This is a genomic window from Massilimicrobiota sp. An142, assembly GCF_002160725.1.
Lineage (GTDB): Bacteria > Bacillota_I > Bacilli_A > Erysipelotrichales > Coprobacillaceae > Allocoprobacillus > Allocoprobacillus merdigallinarum.
Genome location: NZ_NFLD01000039.1, coordinates 1 through 22761, shown reverse-complemented (window position 1 = coordinate 22761; position 22761 = coordinate 1). Strand labels below are relative to the sequence as shown.

At 31.6% G+C, this 22761-nt stretch carries 22 protein-coding genes; 19 read left to right on the top strand and 3 right to left on the bottom strand.

What is annotated here, in order from left to right:
- Nucleotides 1–127: 127 nt before the first annotated feature.
- From tyrS to B5E87_RS13115, 4 genes are read left to right on the top strand one after another with little or no spacing between them, the layout of a single operon-like run.
- Nucleotides 128–1354: a tyrosine--tRNA ligase gene (gene tyrS, locus B5E87_RS13130; RefSeq protein ID WP_087245561.1), complete on the top strand. Its 1227-nt coding sequence runs from the start codon at nucleotides 128–130 to the stop codon at nucleotides 1352–1354.
- 9 nt (nucleotides 1355–1363) lie between these two features.
- On the top strand, nucleotides 1364–1708 hold the full coding sequence (locus B5E87_RS13125) for an FKBP-type peptidyl-prolyl cis-trans isomerase (RefSeq protein WP_087245559.1): 345 nt from the start codon (nucleotides 1364–1366) through the stop codon (nucleotides 1706–1708).
- Between the two features lie 51 nt (nucleotides 1709–1759).
- A complete protein-coding gene (gene truB / locus B5E87_RS13120; RefSeq protein ID WP_087245557.1) occupies nucleotides 1760–2596 on the top strand; it encodes a tRNA pseudouridine(55) synthase TruB in 837 nt (278 codons plus the stop codon).
- Nucleotides 2596–3531: a bifunctional riboflavin kinase/FAD synthetase gene (locus B5E87_RS13115; protein WP_087245555.1), complete on the top strand. Its 936-nt coding sequence runs from the start codon at nucleotides 2596–2598 to the stop codon at nucleotides 3529–3531. Before truB ends, B5E87_RS13115 begins: the two co-directional genes overlap by 1 nt.
- 5 nt (nucleotides 3532–3536) lie before the next feature.
- Here B5E87_RS13115 and B5E87_RS13110 read toward each other — a convergent pair whose 3' ends face one another.
- Nucleotides 3537–4400 carry an ROK family protein gene (locus B5E87_RS13110; RefSeq protein WP_158095622.1) on the bottom strand — a complete coding sequence of 288 codons (864 nt, stop codon included), beginning with the start codon at nucleotides 4398–4400 and terminating at the stop codon, nucleotides 3537–3539.
- Nucleotides 4401–4520: 120 nt separating this feature from the next.
- Here B5E87_RS13110 and B5E87_RS13105 point away from each other — a divergent pair, with 120 nt between their 5' ends.
- The 13 genes from B5E87_RS13105 to B5E87_RS13045 all read left to right on the top strand — a co-directional run bounded on the left by B5E87_RS13105 (nucleotide 4521) and on the right by B5E87_RS13045 (nucleotide 19600).
- Nucleotides 4521–6668 carry an ATP-dependent helicase gene (locus B5E87_RS13105; RefSeq protein WP_087245551.1) on the top strand — a complete coding sequence of 716 codons (2148 nt, stop codon included), beginning with the start codon at nucleotides 4521–4523 and terminating at the stop codon, nucleotides 6666–6668.
- 105 nt (nucleotides 6669–6773) lie between these two features.
- Nucleotides 6774–8762, top strand: a complete 1989-nt coding sequence (ligA, locus tag B5E87_RS13100) for an NAD-dependent DNA ligase LigA (protein WP_087245549.1) — start codon at nucleotides 6774–6776, stop codon at nucleotides 8760–8762.
- A complete protein-coding gene (locus tag B5E87_RS13095; protein ID WP_087245547.1) occupies nucleotides 8759–9832 on the top strand; it encodes a CamS family sex pheromone protein in 1074 nt (357 codons plus the stop codon). The genes ligA and B5E87_RS13095 overlap by 4 nt, the downstream gene beginning before the upstream one ends.
- A gap of 10 nt (nucleotides 9833–9842) precedes the next feature.
- A complete protein-coding gene (gene gatC, locus B5E87_RS13090; protein ID WP_087245545.1) occupies nucleotides 9843–10130 on the top strand; it encodes an Asp-tRNA(Asn)/Glu-tRNA(Gln) amidotransferase subunit GatC in 288 nt (95 codons plus the stop codon).
- The gene (locus B5E87_RS13085) at nucleotides 10127–11572 is read left to right on the top strand and encodes an amidase family protein (RefSeq protein WP_241147184.1); all 1446 of its coding nucleotides are present in this window, start codon (nucleotides 10127–10129) and stop codon (nucleotides 11570–11572) included. Before gatC ends, B5E87_RS13085 begins: the two co-directional genes overlap by 4 nt.
- A complete protein-coding gene (gatB, locus tag B5E87_RS13080; RefSeq protein WP_087245541.1) occupies nucleotides 11565–12992 on the top strand; it encodes an Asp-tRNA(Asn)/Glu-tRNA(Gln) amidotransferase subunit GatB in 1428 nt (475 codons plus the stop codon). Before B5E87_RS13085 ends, gatB begins: the two co-directional genes overlap by 8 nt.
- A gap of 57 nt (nucleotides 12993–13049) precedes the next feature.
- Nucleotides 13050–13754 (top strand): Asp23/Gls24 family envelope stress response protein, encoded by a 705-nt coding sequence (locus B5E87_RS13075; RefSeq protein ID WP_087245538.1) that lies wholly within the window; start codon nucleotides 13050–13052, stop codon nucleotides 13752–13754.
- Nucleotides 13755–13796: 42 nt separating this feature from the next.
- Nucleotides 13797–15143 (top strand): 23S rRNA (uracil(1939)-C(5))-methyltransferase RlmD, encoded by a 1347-nt coding sequence (gene rlmD / locus B5E87_RS13070; protein WP_087245536.1) that lies wholly within the window; start codon nucleotides 13797–13799, stop codon nucleotides 15141–15143.
- A 292-nt stretch (nucleotides 15144–15435) separates the two neighbouring features.
- The gene (locus B5E87_RS13065; protein WP_087245535.1) at nucleotides 15436–16836 is read left to right on the top strand and encodes a TrkH family potassium uptake protein; all 1401 of its coding nucleotides are present in this window, start codon (nucleotides 15436–15438) and stop codon (nucleotides 16834–16836) included.
- 5 nt (nucleotides 16837–16841) lie between these two features.
- On the top strand, nucleotides 16842–17507 hold the full coding sequence (locus tag B5E87_RS13060; protein ID WP_087245533.1) for a potassium channel family protein: 666 nt from the start codon (nucleotides 16842–16844) through the stop codon (nucleotides 17505–17507).
- Between the two features lie 17 nt (nucleotides 17508–17524).
- Nucleotides 17525–18097, top strand: coding sequence for a TetR family transcriptional regulator (locus B5E87_RS13055; RefSeq protein WP_158095621.1), 573 nt, complete (start codon nucleotides 17525–17527; stop codon nucleotides 18095–18097).
- 106 nt (nucleotides 18098–18203) lie between these two features.
- Nucleotides 18204–19025 (top strand): MBL fold metallo-hydrolase, encoded by an 822-nt coding sequence (locus B5E87_RS13050; protein ID WP_087245529.1) that lies wholly within the window; start codon nucleotides 18204–18206, stop codon nucleotides 19023–19025.
- Nucleotides 19025–19600: a histidine phosphatase family protein gene (locus B5E87_RS13045; RefSeq protein WP_087245527.1), complete on the top strand. Its 576-nt coding sequence runs from the start codon at nucleotides 19025–19027 to the stop codon at nucleotides 19598–19600. Before B5E87_RS13050 ends, B5E87_RS13045 begins: the two co-directional genes overlap by 1 nt.
- A gap of 103 nt (nucleotides 19601–19703) precedes the next feature.
- Here B5E87_RS13045 and B5E87_RS13040 read toward each other — a convergent pair whose 3' ends face one another.
- Nucleotides 19704–20393, bottom strand: a complete 690-nt coding sequence (locus B5E87_RS13040) for a YoaK family protein (RefSeq protein WP_087245525.1) — start codon at nucleotides 20391–20393, stop codon at nucleotides 19704–19706.
- Nucleotides 20394–20542: 149 nt separating this feature from the next.
- On the opposite strand from B5E87_RS13040, the gene B5E87_RS13035 reads away from it, so the two are divergent.
- Nucleotides 20543–20815, top strand: coding sequence for a hypothetical protein (locus B5E87_RS13035; RefSeq protein ID WP_087245523.1), 273 nt, complete (start codon nucleotides 20543–20545; stop codon nucleotides 20813–20815).
- A 56-nt stretch (nucleotides 20816–20871) separates the two neighbouring features.
- Here B5E87_RS13035 and B5E87_RS13030 read toward each other — a convergent pair whose 3' ends face one another.
- Nucleotides 20872–21276 carry a MerR family transcriptional regulator gene (locus tag B5E87_RS13030; RefSeq protein WP_087245521.1) on the bottom strand — a complete coding sequence of 135 codons (405 nt, stop codon included), beginning with the start codon at nucleotides 21274–21276 and terminating at the stop codon, nucleotides 20872–20874.
- Between the two features lie 224 nt (nucleotides 21277–21500).
- Here B5E87_RS13030 and B5E87_RS13025 point away from each other — a divergent pair, with 224 nt between their 5' ends.
- Nucleotides 21501–22382: a LysR family transcriptional regulator gene (locus B5E87_RS13025; protein ID WP_087245519.1), complete on the top strand. Its 882-nt coding sequence runs from the start codon at nucleotides 21501–21503 to the stop codon at nucleotides 22380–22382.
- Nucleotides 22383–22761: the final 379 nt, after the last annotated feature.

Genomic DNA, 22761 nt, shown 5'->3' with positions numbered 1-22761 from the left:
CACATATTTCAATTTTACATATAAACCTAAACGTCATCAACTACGTATTAATAAAGTTGATAGAAAGGAGAAGGTATATTTTAATGACTGATAAATGAGTCAATTATAATATACCAGGATATATGTTATGAAAATTTATGATGAATTAGTATGGCGTGGTTTAATTAAAGATGTTAGCTCGCCAGATATTGAAGAAAAATTAAATAATGGAGGAATGACTTTTTATATTGGTACTGATCCAACTGGTGATAGTTTACATATTGGACATTTCTCATCATTTTTGATTAGTAAACGATTAAAGGATGCCGGACATAATCCTATTTTATTAGTAGGTGGAGCTACAGGTTTGATTGGAGATCCTAAACCTGATACTGAAAGACCAATGATTACTAAAGAAGAAGTACAACATAATTTTGAATGTCTAAAAAAACAGGCTCAGGATTTATTTGGGTTTGAAGTTGTGAATAATTATGATTGGTCAAAAGATTTAAACTTCATTGATTTTTTAAGAGATTATGGTAAATATTTTAATGTCAACTATATGTTAAATAAAGATATTGTCAAAAGAAGATTAGACTTAGGAATTACATATACTGAATTTTCTTACATGATTATGCAGGCCATGGATTTCTATTGGTTATATGAAAATAAAGGTTGCCAAATGCAGGTAGCTGGACAAGATCAATGGGGAAATATTACTGCTGGTATTGAATTGATTAGAAAGAAAACAGGGAAAGAAGCTTATGGATTTACAATGCCTTTGCTTACTAAATCTGATGGTACGAAATTTGGAAAAACAAACGGTCATGCCATTTGGTTAGATCGTAAAAAAACATCACCATATGAAATGTATCAGTTCTTTATTAATTCAGAAGATGATAAAGTCATTGATTACTTAAAATTCTTAACTTTCTTATCTAAAGAAGAAATTGAAGAATTAGAAGAAAAGAATAAAACACAGCCTCATTTAAGAGAAGCACATAAAGCTCTAGCAAAAGAAGTGATTACATTTATCCATGGTGAAGAAGCATATCAGGAAGCTTTGGATATTAGCCAAATGTTATTCTCTGGTAAAATTCAAGATTTAACATTAGAACAAGTTCAGTCATGCTTCCATGGTGTTCCTAGTATAGATATGGAAGAAGATACACAAATTTTAAATGCTTTAGTTAAAGTAGGGGCTGCTTCATCAAATCGAGAAGCACGTCAATTTGTTACAGGTGGCTCTGTTCTTGTCAATGGAGAAAAGATTACAGATGTAAGCTTTGTTATTCAAAAAGAAAATGCTTTTGGAAAACAGGCAACTGTTATTAGACGTGGTAAGAAAAATTATTATGTGATTAATCATAAATAGGAGGATAGGATGAAAAAAATATTAGGAAGTTTATTTGTACTATCTTTGTTATTTGGATGTTTTTCATCGGATACGTCTTCAGCTGCTCAAAATGGCGATTATGTGATCATTGATTTTGTAGGAAAAATGGACGGTGTAGCTTTCGATGGTGGAAGTGCAGAAGGTTATAGGTTAAAATTAGGATCAGATACCATGATTGATGGTTTTGAAGATGGTATTGTAGGTATGAAAATTGGTGAAGAAAAAACAATTACTGCTACTTTCCCAGAAAATTATGTGACTGCCCCTGATTTAGCAGGAAAAGAAGCAACATTTGATATTACTTTGCACAAGATTTATCGTGAAATTGAATAAATTTGAGTCTAATGACTCATTTTTATATTTCACAGATGAGGAGGTTTTGAAATGGATGGAATATTGTTAGTTAATAAACCAGCAGGTATGACAAGTCATGATGTTGTGAATCGTATGAGAAAGATTCTTCATACAAAAAAAGTTGGACATTGTGGGACATTGGATCCTGATGCCACAGGTGTTCTGGTTTTGTGTATTGGCAAAGCAACAAAGGCTTTACAATTTTTAATGAGTGAAACAAAAGTTTATCAGGCAACACTCTTTTTAGGAACGGCTACTGATACATACGATAGTAGTGGTCAAATTATGGAAGAAAAAGCCTTTCATGGTGTAAGAGATGTTGAAGAAACTTTACAGTCTTTTATTGGAAAGCAACAACAAATTCCGCCTATTTATTCGGCTATTAAAGTGCATGGTAAAAAATTGTATGAATATGCCAGAAATCAGGAACATGTAGATATTCAACCTCGAACTATTATGATTGAAAAAATAGAGTTAATTTCCCAACAAGATCAATCCATAACATTTCAGGTAAAATGTTCCAAAGGCACATATATTCGTTCATTGTGTGTAGATATAGGAAAAAAGTTGGGCTATCCTGCACATATGACTCATTTAATACGTTTAGCTTCAGGAGAGTTTTATCTTGAAGACTGTTATAGTTTAGAAGATATTGAACAAGGACATTATCAGTTCATGAGTTTAGAAGATGCATTTCAACATTTTGAACATTATTACATTGATGATGAAAATATTGTTTATCATGGTAAAAAAATAAAGAGTGATATTGATCATCAGGTTGTTGTATGTAATCAAAATCATAAGGTTTTAGCGGTTTATGGACCTGATGGTGAAGGATATTTAAAAAGTATAAGAGGGCTATTTTAATGGAAATCATTTATTTAAAAGAAGATATGCAATTACATATGACAGACTCTATTGTAGCAGCAATTGGTTTTTTTGATGGTTTACATGTAGGGCATATGGCACTTGTTGAAGAAGTGGAACGAGTTGCAGACAGAAAGCATTATCATAAAGCTTTAATAACTTTTGATCATTATCCACTTTATGTGTTAGGAAAGTTAAAAGAAGAAAAATGTCTGACTTCCATTGATGATCGTTATGAAATTCTTAAAAAAAGAGGATTTGATTATTTGTTTGTGATTGAATTTACACCCAAGGTTGCTGCTTTATCGCCTCAAGAATTCATACAGAAATATCTTATTGAATGTGGTATCAAGCATGTAGTCTGTGGTTTTGATTTTCGTTTTGGTGCAAAAAATCAGGGTGATGCGAAAACATTGCAGGAATCTTTTGGTTTTAATGTCAGTGTTATAGATGAAGTCATTTATAAAGGAGAAAAGATTTCTTCAACACGTATTCGACAGCATCTAGAAAATGGGCAAATGAAAGATTTAAATGAATTATTAGGACGTCAATACTGTGTACATGGTCAGGTTATCCACGGTAGACATATTGGACATGAAATTGGTTTTCCAACAGCTAATATTGATTATGGTTCTTATTTTTTACCTTGTGGTGGTGTCTATGCTGTTAAAGTGATTATCAATCAAAATACCTACATGGGAATGTGTAATATTGGATATAATCCCACTTTTCAACCATTAGATAAAGCTTCTTTAGAAGTTCATATTTTAGATTTTAATCATGATATTTATGGAAAAGAGATTTACGTAGAATTTTATGATTTGATACGTAAGGAAAAACCATTTCATTCTAAAGAAGAACTCATTCAACAACTTTATAAAGATCGTGAATATGTCAGAGAATATTTTTCTCAAATAGCAAAGGAGATTAATTGATAAAATTAACCTCCTTTTTTGGTATGAAAATGATACAATGCTCCAAGTAAATTGGCTTCATTTTGAAATTGACAGGCTTTAATAACTGGTTCATGCTCATCTTCTTTGTATTGTTTTCTTAAATCATGAAATTGTTTTTGAATAGTTTGAATGAGAAATGGCTGTTGACTGATTCCTCCACCAATAGTTACGATATCTAAATCTAGTAAATAATCAAGATTATAGATCATTGTTGCAATCTGTAAACAATAGTGTTCAAAATACTGCATAGCTTGATGAGATGAAGTCAGTTGTTGAAATACAATCTGTCCATCATCAGGACATTTTAAAATATCACTCAGATCATGAATGAGTTTAACAGCATTATATTCTTTACCAAAGTTAGAATAGCCATTTGATGTAGGAATTAAAAAAGAACCGAGCTCTCCAATTTTATAGTGTTTTGATTCTACGATTTTTTCATGTAATATATATGTTCCGCCAATACCTGTACCTAAGACAATCATAAAACCATTATCAACGTTCTTTAAGCTTCCTTTCCACATTTCACCTAAAGCAGCGCATTTGGCATCATTTTGTAAAGTGACTGGTAAGTGGGTTAAACTGGAAAATTCTTGACAAAAATCTGTTTCATTGAAATAGGGCAGTAAAGTAATAGCGTGGATATATCCTCTTTGACTATCAATAAGACCGGGCATACTGACAGCTATTCCTTCGACTTCTTTTGTGATTAATGTTTTTAAAGTATGATAGAATGTTTTTTTGTTGGTTTTGACAGTAGGAATCATATTCTTTTGTAAACATATCCCATTAGATTGATAATATCCATATTTGGTATATGTACCACCTATATCTATAGCTAAATACATGATTTTCACCTCTCGTTTCATTATTTCATTGATTCATTTTGAATTCAACCTTTATTCATGTTTTTGATTTCTTTTTTGAGTAATTATGATATAATGATTAGACTGAGAGGATGTGATACGATGAATTTAGACAAATTATTAAATCCAAAACAAAAGGAAGCAGCCACTTATTTAGATTCTCATTTACGTATTATTGCAGGAGCAGGAAGTGGGAAAACACGTGTTTTAACATATCGTATTGCTTACTTGATTGAAGAAGTGGGGATTGAGCCTCGACATATATTGGCTATTACTTTTACAAATAAAGCAGCGAATGAAATGCGTCAAAGAGTTGTGGATTTATTAGGTGAATATGCTTCAGGAGCTCTTTTATGTACAATTCATTCCTTATGTGTCAGAATATTAAGACAGCATATTCATGCTTTTCATTATCCTCATCATTTTGTTATTATGGATGAAGAAGATCAAAAATCATTATTAAAGAAGATTTTTAAAGATAAAAATATTGATAGTAAAACAATGAGTGTAAAAAGCTGTATTCATTATATATCATCATGTAAAATGGCTGAAATATCACCACAAAAAGCGTATAAATTAGCAGGAGATTTTATAGGTGAGGCCAAAAAAGCAATTGTTTATCAGGAATATGAAAAATATAAAGAAGAACATTTTATGCTGGATTTTGATGATTTGTTGTTGAAGACTGTTGAATTATTTGAGAAATTCCCAGAAATTCTGGAAAAATGGCAACGTAAATTTCAATATATACATGTAGATGAGTTTCAGGATGTTGGAAATATTGATTATAAATTGATTCATCTTTTATCAGGTCAAGCAACTTTATGTGTAGTTGGAGATCCTGATCAGACAATCTATTCTTTTAGAGGTTCTGATGTGAATTATATAATGAATTTTGATAAAGATTATTCTCATGTCAAAACCATTATTCTTGATCAGAATTATCGTTCTACAAAAACAATATTAGATATATCGAATAATTTGATTCGAAAAAATAAAAATCGTTTAGAAAAAGATTTGTTTACACAATTAGAAGATGGAGATAAAGTTGTGCACTATTCAGCAGGCGATGAAGAAGCAGAAGCTGAGTTTGTCTGTCAGACAATTGAAAATATTATACATCAGGTTGATGGTGTGAATTATCATGATTTTGCGATTCTCTATCGTGCTAATTATTTATCACGTCCTTTTGAACAGAAATTAATTCAGCATCAGATTGATTATAAAATATTTGGCGGATTAAAGTTTTTTAATCGTAAAGAAATTAAAGATGCATTAAGTTATTTACGCTTAATGGTATTTATGGATGATTTATCTTTTGAACGTATTATTAATGTTCCTAGTCGTGGTATTGGTCAAAAAACACTTGAAAAAATCCAACTGAAAGCGATTGAGTATGGCATTAGCTGTTATGAAGCTGTTTGTTTATATAGTGATGAAATTGGATTGAAAGGTAAAGTGAAAAAAGCCATCAGTGAATTTGTACAAGCTATTGAAAAAGCAAGACAATCAAGAAATCCCTTGGCTGATGTCTTTGAATACTTATTAAAAGATATTGGTTATTTTGAAATGCTAAGAAATGATGAAGACGAAAATCGTATTCAAAACATTATGGAGTTAAAAAACTCTATTGCTGGATATATGAATACCCATCCAGATAGTGCTACTTTTGAAAGTTATTTACAGGATATCGCTTTATATACATCACAAGATGATATGACACAGGATGAATATGTATCATTAATGAGTATTCATATGGCTAAAGGTCTGGAGTTTAACTATGTCTTTGTTGTGGGATTGTCACAGGATGTCTTTCCAAGTTTTAGAAGTGTTTCTGAAGAAGGAGAAGAGGGGATGGAAGAAGAACGTAGATTGGCTTATGTGGCATTTACGCGTGCGAAAAAGCGTCTATATCTGACGGATAGTCAAGGATTTAATTATATGACGAATTCTCCTAAAATGGCTTCTCAGTTTATTGATGAAATTGGTGTAGATCATGTTGAACATATTGGTAAGCCTTCACCATTTAAAACAAAACAATTTGTACATTTAGGTCCAACTGTTGATGAGATGATAGGTGATAATGATATTCATGACTGGAAACAGGGTGATTTTGTAGAGCATGATGTCTTTGGTAAAGGTGTTATTGTTAAAGTTCGTGGAAATACTTTAGATATTGCTTTTTCCATGCCATATGGTTTAAAAACATTGATGGCACAGCATAAGGCTTTAAGACGTTTATCATCATAAAAATGATGTGAAAATAAGGATAATTTTGGGTGATGAATTTTGATGTTTTGTATTTGATTCATCATCTTTTTTTGATATAATGAGCAAGTGAATGGAGTGTGTAAAATGACATTAGAAAGATTGAATGAAATCAAAAAATTATTAAATGAATATAATTATCAATATTATGTCTTAGATAATCCAACAGTATCCGATCAAGAATATGATCGTTTGATGCAAGAGTTGCAAAGTATAGAAGCTAAACATCCTGAATGGGTAACTCCTGATTCACCAAGTCAACGTGTGGGTGGAGAAGTCTTAGAAGGATTTCAGAAAATTACGCATCAAAGAATGATGTTGTCTTTAGGAAATATTTTTAATGAAGATGAACTGAGAGAATTCGATGATCGTATTCGTGATGTGTTTCCTCAAGCTGAATATGTTTGTGAGTTAAAAATAGATGGCTTAGCTGTTTCATTAGTGTATGCTGATGGACAATTGAGTTATGGAGCAACACGTGGTGATGGAACAATTGGTGAAGATATTACGCATAATGTCAAAACAATTAAATCTATTCCATTATCAATTGATTATCAGGGAGATTTTGAAGTGCGTGGAGAAATCTATATGCCTAAAAAATCTTTTGAACAATTGAATCATCAACGTCAACAAGCAGGTGAAGCCTTATTTGCGAATCCTCGAAATGCGGCTGCTGGAAGTGTTAGACAGCTAGATTCAAGTATTGCTGCTAAACGTGGCTTAGATGCATTTTTATATATGGTGCCAACGGCTCAGGAAGTAGGGTGTCAAACACATAAAGAAGCTTTAGATTATATTGCAAAACTGGGCTTCAAAGTCAATCCTATGACACGTGTTTGTGCAAATATTGATGAAGTATGGAATTTCATTATGGAAATGACAGAAAAACGTCAATCTTTGCCTTATGAAATAGATGGTATAGTGATTAAAGTGAATAATTTAGCATGGCAGGAAAGATTAGGGTATACAGCAAAAGTTCCTAAATGGGCTATTGCCTATAAATTCCCAGCTGAAGAAGTTGTCACAAAACTTAAGGATATTATTTTTACAATTGGAAGAACGGGTCAAATTACGCCAAATGCGGTTTTGGAACCTGTACGTGTCGCTGGTAGTACCGTTCAACGTGCGACATTACATAATGAAGATAACGTTGTTCATAAGGATATTCGTGTTGGCGATTATGTTGTGGTCCGTAAAGCAGGAGATGTTATCCCAGAAGTTGTTCGATCTTTAAAAGAAAGACGTGATGGAACAGAACAGAAATTTAAGATGATTGATGTTTGTCCATATTGTGGGACACCGCTTGTTAGAAAAGACAATGAGGCTGCTTATTATTGTTTAAATGAACATTGTGATTCTAAGAAGATTGAGCGCATCATTCATTTCGCATCTCGTGATGCTATGAATATAGAAGGATTAGGAGAAAAAATTATAGAACAATTTTATAATTTAGGTTTTGTTCGTTCTATTGAAGATATTTATAGTTTATCTAGTCATGAACAGGAAATTATAGATATAGAAGGATTTGGTAGAAAATCAATGGATAATTTGTTAGAGGCTATTGAAAAAAGTAAAGGCAATTCAATGGAAAAATTATTATTTGGTTTAGGAATTAAAGGAATCGGTGCTAAAATGGCTGATAACTTAGCTAAGGAGTTTAAAAGTATGGATGCTTTGCTTGAGGCTTCAACAGCTAAGTTGCTTTCTATGCGTGATGTTGGCGATACACTTGTTCAATCTTTAAATCGTTTTAGAAGTCAACCTCAATCAATGGCTTTATTACAACATTTAAAAGATCTCGGTTTAAATATGAATTATCTAAAAGATACAGCTTTACTTCAAGAAAGTATTTTTAATGGAAAAACTGTTTGTGTCACAGGAACATTAGAATTGATGACGCGTAAGGAGATTAAAGAGTATCTTGCCAGACTAGGTGCTAATGTGACAGGTAGTGTATCTAAAAAAACAGATTATCTGATCTGTGGTCGTGATGCTGGAAGTAAACTTGAAAAGGCCAGAGAATTAGGTGTGACTGTATTAAGTGAAGAACAATTTAAGGAGGAGGTTGATTTATGAAAAGAATAATATGTGTTTGTATGGCTTTCTTATTGTTGTTGACTGGTTGTCAATCTTCACAAGATACTGTTGAAGAAGAAACAACAAACAATACTGCATCAATGGAGTCATTTGATGATACTTATTATAATATCGTTAAATTTGAAGATAGTGAACTGAGAGAAGATTTCTATTTGGACTATGGTGCAACATCTGATTTCTCTTCAATTGGAAGAGGATTACAAATTTTATCATCACAATATTTTTCAACTTCTGATCATTATATGAGTGAAGGTCAATATTTAAAGCTTGCTTTAAAACAAGAAATGGTTAAACGTGATAGTGATTATTCTTTACAGCCTGCTGCTGGAACAAAGATTGCCAATGTCAGTGATCCAACAATGGTTCAACAGATTCAAGAACAGGATTTTTGGGAAAAATCAGGTGATAAATATACTTTAAAAGGTGCGTCATTTGTGATTGTTCTTGATCCGCGTGATAAAAATAATGCTCGTTTAAAAACGCAGATGGATGATCAATCTATTTTAAATTATGGGTATGAATGTAGTGAGAAATTATATGAAATTATTCAATCTCACGAAGATTTTGAAAAGTTAAAGAATTTACCTGTTTTAATTACGGTTTATCAGGCAACTGATTTAACAGAAAGTACTGTAGATGGAAATTATATTTTAAAGACATACTGTGATGGTTCTTATGGAAATAGTGAAGAAGTAAATTTTGAAACTGTTTTATTTTCAAGTACACGTGCCGAAGAATTGGATGCCACAACATCTAATGAATTTGATATTATTAAAAGTAATTTAAAAGATGCAGCAACTGAAGCTGCAGGATTAGTAGGAACTGCCAGATATCAAAATGGTGAAATCCAATCAATGGTTATAGAAGCTCATTTAAACGTGAAAACAGCAACTGAATTGATGTATTTATCTTCTATTTTAGCGAATGGTGTTGATACACGTTTTTCATCTGATTTTGATATTAAAGTGCTTATATATTCACAAGATGAATTACAGGCGATTGTGATTAAAGATAGAGGACAAGACGTTAAAAGTTATTACTTATATTAGAGGATGGACTATGGACGAAAGAGAATTAATTCAATCATTAGCAAAAGATGTAAAGTTATCTGTTTTGGATGAAAACATGGATACTTTCATTGAAGCATATCATCAATTTCTCAAACAGGTTCAAAGTCTAGAAAGTATTCAAACTGAAGGTGTAGAGCCTTTGGTTTTTCCTTTTGAGGTAGAAACTTCTTTTTTAAGGGAAGATAGTATACAGGATGTTATGCGTAGAGAAGATATTTTAAAAAATGCAAAACACATCAAAAATCAACAAATTCAGATTCCTAAGGTGGTGGAATGATGAATGTTTATAGTATAGAAGAATTGCATCATGGTTTTAAAACTGGTCAAATTCTTCCTGAAAATTATTATCAGGAGATTTGGCATGAGGCTCAATATCAGCAAAAACGCTTAAATGCTTTTGCGCTTATGACATTTGATAAAGCACAACAAGATTTAAAACATGCGCAATTTCAAAATATTTTGAGTGGAATTCCCTATGTTTTAAAAGATAATTTTAATACAAAAGGGATTTATACAACAGCATCCAGCCGTATGTTAGCTGATTATTTACCTGTATATAATGCACATATTGTTGATTTACTGGAAAAAGCAGAATGCTGTTTAATTGGAAAAGCTTCAATGGATGAATTAGGCATGGGGACTATGAATATGACTGCTTTGACGGGACCTGTTTTGAATCCATGGAATATTCAAAGAGTTGCTGGTGGTTCATCTGGAGGATGTGCAGCATTAGTTGGAAGTGGCGTTGTTCCTTTTGCGATTGGCAGTGACACAGGCGATTCTATTCGTCGTCCTGCTGGTTTTTGTGGCATTGTAGGAATGAAACCTACATGGGGATTGATATCACGTTATGGTTTGATTCCTTATGCTGCCAGTTTAGATACGGTTGGTGCTATGACCAGAAGCGTTAAAGATATGAGTATTGTTTTAGAAAATATTGCTGGCTATGATGAACATGATATGACATCATGTACTAAAAAAGTACCATCTTATTATCAATCTTTATCTTCAGATGTATCTCATTTGAAAATTGCTGTCATAAAAAATGTATATGAAAGATTAACGGATTCACGCATAAAAGAAAAATTTATGAATTGTGTTTCCATATTCAAAAGATTAGGGGCAACAATTCATGAAGTTGAATTTCCAGATACTTATCTTCAGGCTTTATCACCAGTTTATCAGATTATTGCTAATGGGGAAGCTACAAGTCAACATGCCTGCTTAGATGGCATTAAGTATGGCTTACAAAAACAAGGTGAAAATATAGATGATATGATTATACGTACTCGAAGCCAGGGTTTTCATCAAAGCATTCAACAGCGTTTTATTTTGGGTTCATTGGCCTTGAAACAGGAAAATCAGGAAAAGATGTTTAGAAAAGCTCAACAGGTCAGACGACTCATTGTCAATTCGATTCAAGATTTATATCGTCATTATGATATTATTTTGACTCCTAATGGTGAGGGAATTGCTCCTTTTCTTAATGAGGCTAAGCAAGTTGAATATACATTAGTTGATGATTTTTTGATTGTTGCGAATTTGGCAGGATTGCCAAGTTTAACTTTACCATGTGGTTTTGTTGACCATATGCCTGTAGCCATTCATATAATGGGGCGATGTTTTGAGGAACAGACTGTTCTCAATTGTGCCTATGCGTTAGAAAAATCGCTATCTTTTTCTCAGCAATATTGCCAAAAGGAGATTCAACATGTTTGAAACAATCATAGGTATTGAAGTCCACTGTGAATTAAAAACGCAGTCTAAAATGTTTTCTTCAGCTCCTGTTTCATTTGGACAACCACCTAATAGTCAAGCTCATGTTATAGATTTAGCGATGCCAGGAACTTTACCATCGGTTAATAAAAAAGCAGTGGAAATGGCTATTCGTGTTTGTCATGCCTTGCATATGGATATAGACAGTTTGCTTCGTTTTGATCGTAAGAATTATTATTATCCAGATTTACCAAAAGGTTTCCAAATAACGCAACAATATCATCCTATTGGTAAAAATGGATATTTAGATATTGAAGTCAATGAACAGAAGATACATATCAATATAGAACAGCTTCATCTTGAAGAAGATACAGCAAAACTCACACATGATGACGATTATACATTGATTGATTATAATCGTGCAGGTATTCCTTTGATTGAAATTGTGACACAACCTCAGTTTCATAATAGTCAGGAGGTTTGTGCTTATTTGGAAGCTTTAAGAATGATTTTGATCTATACTGATGTTTCAGATGCTATTATGGCTCAAGGGTCTATGCGCTGTGATATTAATATTTCATTACGCCATGAAGGGTCTCAAGGCTATGGTGAAAAAGTGGAAATTAAAAATTTGAATTCACTCGCTAATGTGCAAAAAGCGATTGATTTTGAAATTCAAAGACAGACAGAACTTTTATTGAATCATTACCCCGTTCCAAGACAAACGCGACGTTTTGATGAAAAGACACAAAAGACAATAGCGATGCGTGATAAGGAATTATTAGCTGATTATCGTTATTATCCTGAACCTAATATTTTACCAGTTCGTCTACCATGGCAATGGATTGAAAGTATTAAAGATCATTTACCAGTGCTTCCAGCACAAAGACATGATAAATATATTCATGAATATAAACTTTCAGTAAAAGAAGCTGATACGCTTTTATTGAATAAAGATTTATCAGACTTTTATGACCAGGTAGTTAAACAATGTATATATTATGATACAGTGTGTCACTGGCTTATTGGAGATGTTTTGTCTTATCTTCATAAAAATCATTTACATATTCATGATATATTTGAAGTTCAGGATTTTGCGAAACTGATGAATATGACAGGTCAAGGAGTCATTTCTTCTAAACAAACAAAACAGGTTTTATCACTAATGATTTTAGAAAAAAAGGATCCTTTAACTATTATGCAAAAACATCATATTCAACAAATGAATGATGAAAATGTTTTGATAGAGCTGATTGAAGAACTGCTAGATAATCACTTTCAATTGGTTCAGGATTACCATCAGGGTAAGACAAATCTTTTAGGTTATTTTGTAGGACAAGTCATGAAAAAAACTCAAGGACAAGCGAATCCTCAAAAAACAAATCAATTATTAAAACAATTATTGGAAAAAAGAAAAACATAATGTTCTATACATTGTTCATGAATTTTGGTACAATAGAGAAAAAGTAGGTGAAAAATAATGGCAAAAAAATTTCATTTTGATGATGAAGACGATATTCAGGATGAATACCAACCTTCATCATATCTTGATGATTTAGAAAACAAAAGAGAAAATGTGCCTTATACTGCAATAGATGAAGAAGATGACGAGGAAGAGGAGCCAATGAAGAAAAAGAAAAAAGGTTTTGTTATGAAATGGTGGCACTATCTGCTCATTTTATTTGGAGCTTTAGCTGTTGCTTTTATTATTTATATCGTAGTTTTATCATTTAATAATGGTCCTGTCTACGGAGAACGCTGTGAAGGTATGGTGAGTATTTCTAAAGATGCCAGAGATTCAACTGTGTCAACTATGGAAGAAAAATATGATGAAATTGAATCAATGACACTTTCAACTGAATGTCGTCAATTAAAATTAGATATTACTTTTAAAGCAGGTATGAGCACTAAAGAAGCACAAAATATTGCAGAAGAAACAGTTCAAACTTTGGATGGTATTGTGGGAAGAGAAAAAGAAGATGGCCAAAAATATAGTGATTTATTTGGTACAATTGATGGTGTGACACAATATGAAGTCAATGTTTTCATGACATCTTCTGATAGTGAAGATTTTCCGATTTATGGAACAAAAAATATTCAAAATGATGAGTTTTCCTATACTTTAGCTTCTGTAAGAGATGAAGAAAGTGCAAAGAAAGCTCAAGAAACTTTAACGGATGAATAAAACGAGCTAAGCTCGTTTTTTTATAGGAGGACATATATTATTATGCAAAAGAATGAATATATTGAGGCAAAATGTATTGATTACACTCATGATGGGATGGGAATTGTCAAATATGAAGGAATGCCAATTTTTGTAAAAAATATGCTTGTTGATGAAATTGGAAAAATCAAGATTATTAAAGTTTTGAAAAAATATGCCATTGGAAGGCTTATTGAATTGAGGTATTCCAGTCCACTTCGTCAAGAAGCAAGATGTCCGATATTTAAACAATGTGGTGGCTGCCATTTACAGCATTTAAATCAATTGGCACAACAACAGTTGAAAACCAAGAGGGTTGCAGATACATTACTTAAAATTGGTCATTGTCAAGTGCCAGTTGAACCATGCCTCATGATGGAAAATCCCTGGTTTTATCGTAATAAAGTTCAAGTTCCTGTAGGAATGCATCAAAACCATCTCGTAACTGGATTTTATAAGCAGCATAGTAATGATATTGTGGCGATGGATCAATGTTATATTCAAAATGAGTTATCTAATCAGATCATCCCTTTTACAAGACAATTGTTGGAAGAAGTAGGTGAAAAGGCTTATGATAAAGTCACACATCAGGGAAATATTAAGCATATTCTTGTCAAATATGGTTATCATACGAATCAGGCTATGCTTGTTTTCATTACATATCAACGTTCTATTCGTCAAAAAGACTATTTAATACAAGCTCTTAAAAAGCAATTTCCACAGTTAAAAACAATCATTCAAAATTATAATCCTCGCCATGATAATGTGATTTTAGGTGATGATGTTATGATTTTAGATGGTGATGGATATATAGAAGATCAGTTATTAGGAAACACATATCGTATTTCTTTGAAATCTTTTTATCAGATCAACCCATTACAGGTGGAAGTCCTATATCAAAAAGCTATTGAATATGCCAATTTACAACCAACTGATGAAGTGATAGATGCTTATTGTGGGATTGGAACAATATCTTTATCATTAGCTCAATATGTTCATAAGGTTTATGGTGTTGAAATTGTTGAACAGGCAATTATTGATGCTAAAGAAAATGCAAAAAGAAATCATATTGATAATGTTGAATTTTATTGTCAGGATGCTGGTGAATTTATGGTTGATTTTGCGACAAAGCATAAACAAATTGATGCTGTGATTGTCGATCCACCTAGAAAAGGATGTTCTCAATTATTTTTGAATCAGCTATTGTTATTATCTCCTGATAAAATTGTATATATTTCATGTGATGTGGCAACTCAGGCAAGAGATATTGATATCTTGCAACAACATGGATACCATGCTGTGAAATGTCAGCCTGTTGATATGTTTCCACAAAGCTTTCATATCGAAAATATTGTGCTTCTTACAAAATAAGATAAAACCTATTGTTTTGGTTGACAAAAAAGTTAACTGTGTTACAATGGAGGTCGAATAAGTGGTGGAGTCTGTCATAAAGCTAATACGCTTTATTTATTCGAGAGTTTTACTTTATATGTGTAAAATAAAATATCTTGACAGATTCTTTTAGGAATCTGTTTTTTTATAAACAGATTTGAAGGGAGTTGTCATATAGGAAAAGATATGTGTTGAAATAGATTATTTTATAATTGTTTTATAAAAATATATGATATTTTATATCAAATGTTAATATTTATGGAGGAGAAAGATGGAAACGGTTGATTTTCATAAATCAAAGAAAAAGAAAGTCTTTTCACCTATGCGACGTATTGCTTTTAGCTTTTTTATGGTAATACTGGTAGGTTCTTTGTTATTGGCTTGTCCATTTTCAAATCAAGGAGCAGTTGCTCCATACATTGATCATTTGTTTATTGCAACATCAGCGACTTGTGTAACTGGCTTGGTGCCAGTTGTTGTCGCTGATCAATATACACTCATTGGACAACTTATTATTATTTTGCTTATTCAAATTGGTGGATTGGGATTCTTGACCTTATTGAATATGTTTATTTATGCTTTAAGGAAAAGGTTAACATATACAAATAAAATTATTATGCAGGAAGCATTAAATCAGAATTCTATGGCTGCCATTGGCGTTTATATTAAAAGAGTTATTAAATATACAGCTTTTTTTGAAATTGTTGGCGCATTATTATTATGTATTGTTTTTGTTCCTGAATTTGGTCTTGTGAAAGGAATTTATTATGGATTCTGGCATTCAATTTCAGCTTTCTGTAATGCTGGTTTTGATATTCTTGGTCCTAATTCTTTGATTCCTTATCAAACAAATGTTCTAATGAACTTGACGATTGCTGGTTTGATTATTGCTGGAGGTTTGGGATTTGTTGTTTGGATTGATTTAAGAATGTCTTGGCGTCACTATAAAGAAAATTTTAAATTTTTTAGGATAAAGACATTTTTCTCATCATTATCTCTTCATACAAAAATTGTTCTTTTAGCAACAGTCTCATTATTGCTAGGGGGAACATTAGTCATTTTATTCCTTGAATATAATAATCCAGGAACATTAGGACCATTGCCATGGGGTGATAAAATTTTAGCAAGTTTCTTCCAGTCTACGACAACGAGAACTGCTGGATTTGCTTCTGTTGATATGGCCTCTTTACATGATTCGACAAAATTATTTATGTCTATTCTCATGTTTATTGGTGGTTCACCAGCAGGAACAGCTGGGGGAATTAAAACAGCTACTTTAGTTATTGCATTAATGTATTTACATTCTTTACAGAATGGTTATGAAGTTGTCACAATGTTTAAACGTCGTATTGATGATCAGGTCGTGAAACGTTCATTGACTATTGCTATATTAAGTTTCTTTGTTTGTTCGTTGGGATTATTTATATTGTCGATGAATGAAGGTGCAGATTTTATTGATTTAATCTTTGAAGTCTTCTCAGCATTTGGAACAGTTGGTTTATCTGCATCACTCACACCAACTTTGACTGTTATAGGAAAAATAGTTATTATTATATTAATGTATATTGGACGTATTGGGCCAATGACAATGGTATTAGTCTTTGCAAAGAAATATAAACAAAAGAAAGGAAAGGACATCGTTTATCCAGTTGGTGATGTTCTGATAGGATAGGGAAAATGAAAAGTAAACAAGTTGTAGTATTAGGGTTAGGTGTTTTTGGTTCAACAATTACCAAAACATTATCACAGTATGGTTGTGAGGTTGTGGCAGTAGATAAATGCCCTGAATGTGTACAAAGAGTTTCAGAATTTGCTACAAAGGCAGTTATTGGAGATATTACTGATAAAGATTTTTTGATTGATTTAGGAATCGAAGAATTTGATGTTGGTATTGTTGCTATTGGTAATCATTTAGAAGAAAGTCTTTTAGGTGTTTTGAATTTAAAAGAAATTGGTATTCCATATATTATCGCAAAAGCTAAGAATAAAAGATTTAAATCTATCTTAGAAAAAATTGGTGCTGATCGTATTATTCGTCCTGAAAAAGAAATGGGAGAAAGACTCGCACGAACATTGCTTAGAAAGAACATAACTGATTTGGTTGAACTTGATGAAAATTATAGCTTAGTGGAAATGAAAGTACCACAGGCATGGGTTGGACATACGTTATCTTCTTTAGATTTAAGAAAAAAATATGGAATCAATATTTTAGGACAACGTGATATGGAAACACAGAAAATTGAACTTTATGTTAATCCGGAACATGTCTTACGTGTAAATGATCATTTCTTAATGGTCGCCGAAACTGAAAAAATTGAAAGATTTGATTATTTAATTGTTTAATGTTGGCAGGTGAATATATGTCTATTGATGTAAAAAGAATATTAGGAACAGCTTTGTTAGAATTGACTCAAAAAAAGCCTTTAGAATCTTTGACAGTATCTCAAATTTTAAAAGAAACAGGTGTCAGCAGACAAACATTTTATAATCATTTTAAAGATAAGAATGATTTGATTTGCTATGTTTATGATACATTTATTGTTCCTGATTTTCATGATCAGAATATGAATATTGATTTTCATGATTCACTATTAGTGACTTTTGAAAATATAAAAAAATATCACTGGTTTATGAAACAGGCGTGTCAAATGGAAGGGCAGAACTGTTTAAAGGATTATATTGTTGATCATTGTCAAGCTTTTGATTTAAAGTGGCATCAGGAGCTTTATGGCAAAGAACCTATGCCAGATGCTTTAAGGTTTGCAACAATCTATCATGCTCATGCATCTAGTAGTATGACATTATCTTGGATTCTTTCTGATATGCCAGTTCCATGTGAAGATATTGTTCAAATGATTGTTGAGATGCGAGGACTAGGCATGGATAAATTATTTCAAGATAGTGACAATTCAATTCATCCTTATCAGAAATAGACAAATTCATAGAAATGTCCATTTTTAGACAAAACAAAAAATATATAAATAGAAATCTCCTTCTTTTTATACTAAAATAAAAGTATAAAAGAAAGGAGATTTTTTGATGAGAAATATAGTTAAGAATAATAAAGGGCAGGCGGTTGCTCCTGCTTCCATTCCTATAACAAAGGAAGCCTTTTATAGTGACCAGGAAACACGTATTTATTGGCTAGGTGGTGCAGGCATTATGATACACAGTTATCAGACAAATGTTATGATTGACCCAGTATTAGAAGGATTTGATATTCCTTTGTTGTATGAAGTGCCTATTTTATCACAGGATGTTCCACAATTAGATGGTATATTGATTACTCATATAGATAATGATCATTTTTCTCGACCTACTTGCCGTCATGTACAAAATGTTTGTCAAAAATATTATGCTCCTAATTATGTTGCAGATGTTATGAATGAAGAAGGATTTCAAACTGAAAAGCATGATATTGATGATGTTTTTCAAGTACAGGATTTATCTGTTCAATTAACACGAGCACAACATAACTGGCAAAATGGTTCGAAAAAATGGCAATATCGTTATTGGGAAGAGAAAGATTATTGTGGTTATTGGTTAAAAACGCCTGATGGAACAATTTGGTTACCTGGTGATTCACGTTTATTAGATGAACATTTGCATATGCCTGAACCAGATGTTATATTATTTGATTTTGCTGATAATGATTGGCATATTACTTTGGATGGAGCAATTCAATTGGCTAATACATACCCTCAAGCTCATTTGATTTGTATACATTGGGGTAGTGTTGATGCTCCAGATATGACACCATTTAATGGTAATCCTGAAGATTTATACCAAAGAGTCATCAATCCTGATAGAATACATGTGTTGGCTCCAGGTGAAGCATTTGTTTTAAAGGGTGAATATTAATGAAAACATTATACCTCATGCGTCATGGTGAAACCTTGTTTAATGTTCTTCATAAGATTCAAGGATGGTGTGATTCTCCATTGACATCAAAAGGAATTCAACAAGCCCTTTTAGCAAAAAAATGGTTTGAGGAACATCAGATTCATTTTGATCATGCTTATAGTTCAACAAGTGAAAGATGTTGTGATACATTAGAATTAATAACGTCCATGCCATATCAGCGATGTAAAGGACTTAAAGAAAATAATTATGGCTTACTAGAAGGAGAACATGATTATTTGGCAGAAAATGATCCTCAAAAATGTGAAACCTATTATTTGCAATTTGGTGGTGAATCTAATAATACTTTAAAAGAGAGAATGGTTGATACATTAACTGCGATTATGGAGAAAGAAGATCATTATTCTGTTTTGGCAGTAAGTCATGGTGGAGCCTGTTTTAATTTTTTAAGAGCATGGCAAGATCCAACAGAAGAATTAAAAAAAGGATTTGGAAATTGTTGTATTTTTGTATATGAATATGACAATCATCAATTTTATTTAAAAAATGTGATTAGACAAGACGATAAGTCATAAGAACTCTATGATGAATTTAAGTTGAAATAACAGTAAAAAATATATATTTAGATTTCATTGAATATAGGTAATAGTGATAGATATGAAAAAAGATGATTTGGTGTCAAATCATCTTTTCTATATGTTGAATTGGATAAGCATATTTTTCAATATATATTAAATATCCTAAATTAATGGAAACAGGAATCATTAAAAACCAAATGGCTGCTAAAGAAAAAATGGACCATAGAAGATACGACAAAGCAACACCACAATGAAAACATAATAAAGTGCCACCAAAAAAACAACCTTTTTTGAGTTTTTCTTGTTTGATTGTGGTGTCCTGTATTAAAAAATATTCTGTCAATGATACAACAGTCTGTTTGATATTATTGGTTGAAAAAATAGTAGAACTTGTATATCCCATAGCGCCTTTGAAAATACACCATTGAAATGCTGTAACAAAAAAACAAGGATACAAAGCAATGATTGGCGGTATGTCTTCAGGAATAAATCCCAATATAACAATACATATCATTTCAAGATATAAAACAAGGTGTTTAAGATTCCATTGAGATTTATATGTTAAAACTGTGGCAATCATTATTGCTAGAATATATATAAGAAGGGCACCTATTCGCATTAAAGATTCCACATAATTAGCTCCAAATATATTTTTGATCAGTTCAATTAAATTAGCAGTTTGTGCAGATCCAAAAATATTCATTCTAGCAAAAATAGCATATCCACCTAAGAAACCACCTATCATAGCCATCAAAAAATGAAGAATAGCATCTTGATGATCTTTTTTCATTGATAACACTCCCTTAAATGCTTTTTTATTATATCACTCGACATCTATTTGACAATATATATTGATAAAAAATAAAAAAAATTTAAGTTTTTTATTGTTGAAAGGGCTTTTATTTTATATAATAGAAATATGAAAAGAGGCGAGGTTAGGTGTATTATATTTCACCATATGCTTTATATAAACTCGTAAAGCAATTGTTTCATGATGTCAATGATGTTAATGATATGACATTATATGCTTATCGTGAAAACAAATGTTGGAAAATTGGTTTTTCTAATGAGTATATTGATCAAATTCCTGATGATTCTATAAATATCAGTTATGAATTTAAAGATGGATTTTTAAAAAATAGTCCACAGCAGGCAACTGAGGAAATTATAAAAAGTTTAAGGCGTTATGAACAAGATCGTATATCTATATAAAAGCATAAGGAAAGCTGGTAAATGAAATGTTATCAGCTTTTTTATGTGAAAAAACATCATAGTGATTTGTTTTCATCACTATGATGTTTATTTTGATTATAAGCTTTGAGCGCTTTTTGATAATATTCACATTTATAATCAATTAAATCAAGTTGTTTTTGTAAATCTTGCATTTGTTTTTCAACAGTTTTTTTACGTTCTACAAACAATTCATAACGTTGTTGTAAAGAAATATCGCCTTGTTTGACTAATTCGATGAAATGCTTTATTTCTTTGATAGACATACCCGTGTTTTTAAAGCATTCAATAATTTCAAGCATACGAATATCATCCTCTTTAAAAATACGATAGCCGGAATCTTTACGTTCAATATAAGGAAGCAACCCTTCTTTATCATAATATCTTAAAGTAGAAACAGGTAAATTCATGATTCTAGAAACATCACTGATAGAATAATTCATATGTTTTCATCTCCTTGTTTTTTATCATAATGTTTTTGAGTATAAAATGCAATATATCTTTATAACATAAGAAAGTATGAAATGATTTTTTGATACTTTCTCCTGTGTTATAAAGCCAATAAAGTCAATAAAGTCAATTGAAATCATTTGCGTAGTTATCCATCAAAAGAAAAGGTATAAAAAAGTTATTTTTTTTAGTACAATAGTAAAAAGGGGGGCTTATCATGGAAATTAGAATATTGAGATATTTTTTAACAGTTGCAAGAGAAGAAAATATTACACGTGCAGCAGCAGTATTGCATATTACACAACCGACTTTATCAAGACAGCTTATACAATTAGAAGAAGAATTGAATACGCAATTATTAATTAGGGGAAAAAATAAGGTTACCTTAACAGATGCAGGCATGTTGTTAAGAAGAAGAGCAGAAGAAATTATTGATTTAGCTGATAAAACTGAAAAGGAATTTTTAGCGGCTGATGAATTAATAGCAGGGGAGATTTTTGTTGGTGCAGGAGAAATTAATGCTATGCATCAGTTAGGAGAATTTATGATGGATTTTCATCGTCGTTTTCCGCATATTCAATATCATTTGTATAGTGGCAATGCTGATGATGTTAAACAGAAAATTGATCAGGGATTTTTAGATATAGGGTTACTTACAGAACCAGTTGATATTGAAAAATATGATTTTGTACGTTTAAATTATAAAGAAGCATGGGGTATTATTGCACCTTTAAATAGCGAAATCGCTAAAAAAGAGTATGTAACACCTGAAGATATACAAAAATTACCACTCCTTATAGGACATCGTTTAATTGTCCAAAATGAACTGGCACATTGGATGGGATTGGATATTAGTGATTTAAATATTGTTGCGACTTATGACTTGATATATAATGCTGCTATTTTAGTAGAGAAAGGGTTAGGATATGCGTTGTGTCTAGACAAAATTGTATATATGTCAAATCAATCATTGGTTCGTTTTGTTCCTTTAAAACCAGCCTATGAAACTGGAGCGGTTATTGTATGGAAAAAACATCAAGTTTTTTCAGCTACAGCGACGCGTTTTATTCAAGAACTTTATACATATTTTCATAAATAAATATTTCATGCTTAAAAAGTATGGCTACAAATACATAATAAGTATTAGACAGGTTATTTTTAAAGTTTTAAAATAAAATTATCAAGGAGCTAACTATATAAAATTCAAGTCATTTGATGAAAAAGTTTGAAAATGTTAAATGATTTGATTATGGTAGCTAATCAATATGTAAGATCTTTGAAATGTGAATACGATTTGTGTTTTTGGGCATGACGAAAATAGCCTATGGAATAGACTTTTTTGAATACGGTTTCATTTTCTTTCTATCTCAGTAACGATGCATCAAACTGCTGATTTGTCGTTACCAGATGATAGATGACCCTCAACAGCTTCCTGATGCAATGGCCCTGCGCACAGCGATGACTTTTTCCCTGTGAGC

What these genes read in the sequence shown, in the direction of transcription:
- tyrS (WP_087245561.1), top strand. Translation starts at nt 128, where the DNA reads ATGAAAATTTATGATGAATTAGTATGGCGTGGTTTAATTAAAGATGTT.
- B5E87_RS13125 (WP_087245559.1), top strand. Translation starts at nt 1,364, where the DNA reads ATGAAAAAAATATTAGGAAGTTTATTTGTACTATCTTTGTTATTTGGA.
- truB (WP_087245557.1), top strand. Translation starts at nt 1,760, where the DNA reads ATGGATGGAATATTGTTAGTTAATAAACCAGCAGGTATGACAAGTCAT.
- B5E87_RS13115 (WP_087245555.1), top strand. Translation starts at nt 2,596, where the DNA reads ATGGAAATCATTTATTTAAAAGAAGATATGCAATTACATATGACAGAC.
- B5E87_RS13110 (WP_158095622.1), bottom strand. Translation starts at nt 4,400, where the DNA reads ATGTATTTAGCTATAGATATAGGTGGTACATATACCAAATATGGATAT.
- B5E87_RS13105 (WP_087245551.1), top strand. Translation starts at nt 4,521, where the DNA reads ATGAATTTAGACAAATTATTAAATCCAAAACAAAAGGAAGCAGCCACT.
- ligA (WP_087245549.1), top strand. Translation starts at nt 6,774, where the DNA reads ATGACATTAGAAAGATTGAATGAAATCAAAAAATTATTAAATGAATAT.
- B5E87_RS13095 (WP_087245547.1), top strand. Translation starts at nt 8,759, where the DNA reads ATGAAAAGAATAATATGTGTTTGTATGGCTTTCTTATTGTTGTTGACT.
- gatC (WP_087245545.1), top strand. Translation starts at nt 9,843, where the DNA reads ATGGACGAAAGAGAATTAATTCAATCATTAGCAAAAGATGTAAAGTTA.
- B5E87_RS13085 (WP_241147184.1), top strand. Translation starts at nt 10,127, where the DNA reads ATGATGAATGTTTATAGTATAGAAGAATTGCATCATGGTTTTAAAACT.
- gatB (WP_087245541.1), top strand. Translation starts at nt 11,565, where the DNA reads ATGTTTGAAACAATCATAGGTATTGAAGTCCACTGTGAATTAAAAACG.
- B5E87_RS13075 (WP_087245538.1), top strand. Translation starts at nt 13,050, where the DNA reads ATGGCAAAAAAATTTCATTTTGATGATGAAGACGATATTCAGGATGAA.
- rlmD (WP_087245536.1), top strand. Translation starts at nt 13,797, where the DNA reads ATGCAAAAGAATGAATATATTGAGGCAAAATGTATTGATTACACTCAT.
- B5E87_RS13065 (WP_087245535.1), top strand. Translation starts at nt 15,436, where the DNA reads ATGGAAACGGTTGATTTTCATAAATCAAAGAAAAAGAAAGTCTTTTCA.
- B5E87_RS13060 (WP_087245533.1), top strand. Translation starts at nt 16,842, where the DNA reads ATGAAAAGTAAACAAGTTGTAGTATTAGGGTTAGGTGTTTTTGGTTCA.
- B5E87_RS13055 (WP_158095621.1), top strand. Translation starts at nt 17,525, where the DNA reads ATGTCTATTGATGTAAAAAGAATATTAGGAACAGCTTTGTTAGAATTG.
- B5E87_RS13050 (WP_087245529.1), top strand. Translation starts at nt 18,204, where the DNA reads ATGAGAAATATAGTTAAGAATAATAAAGGGCAGGCGGTTGCTCCTGCT.
- B5E87_RS13045 (WP_087245527.1), top strand. Translation starts at nt 19,025, where the DNA reads ATGAAAACATTATACCTCATGCGTCATGGTGAAACCTTGTTTAATGTT.
- B5E87_RS13040 (WP_087245525.1), bottom strand. Translation starts at nt 20,393, where the DNA reads ATGAAAAAAGATCATCAAGATGCTATTCTTCATTTTTTGATGGCTATG.
- B5E87_RS13030 (WP_087245521.1), bottom strand. Translation starts at nt 21,276, where the DNA reads ATGAATTATTCTATCAGTGATGTTTCTAGAATCATGAATTTACCTGTT.
- B5E87_RS13025 (WP_087245519.1), top strand. Translation starts at nt 21,501, where the DNA reads ATGGAAATTAGAATATTGAGATATTTTTTAACAGTTGCAAGAGAAGAA.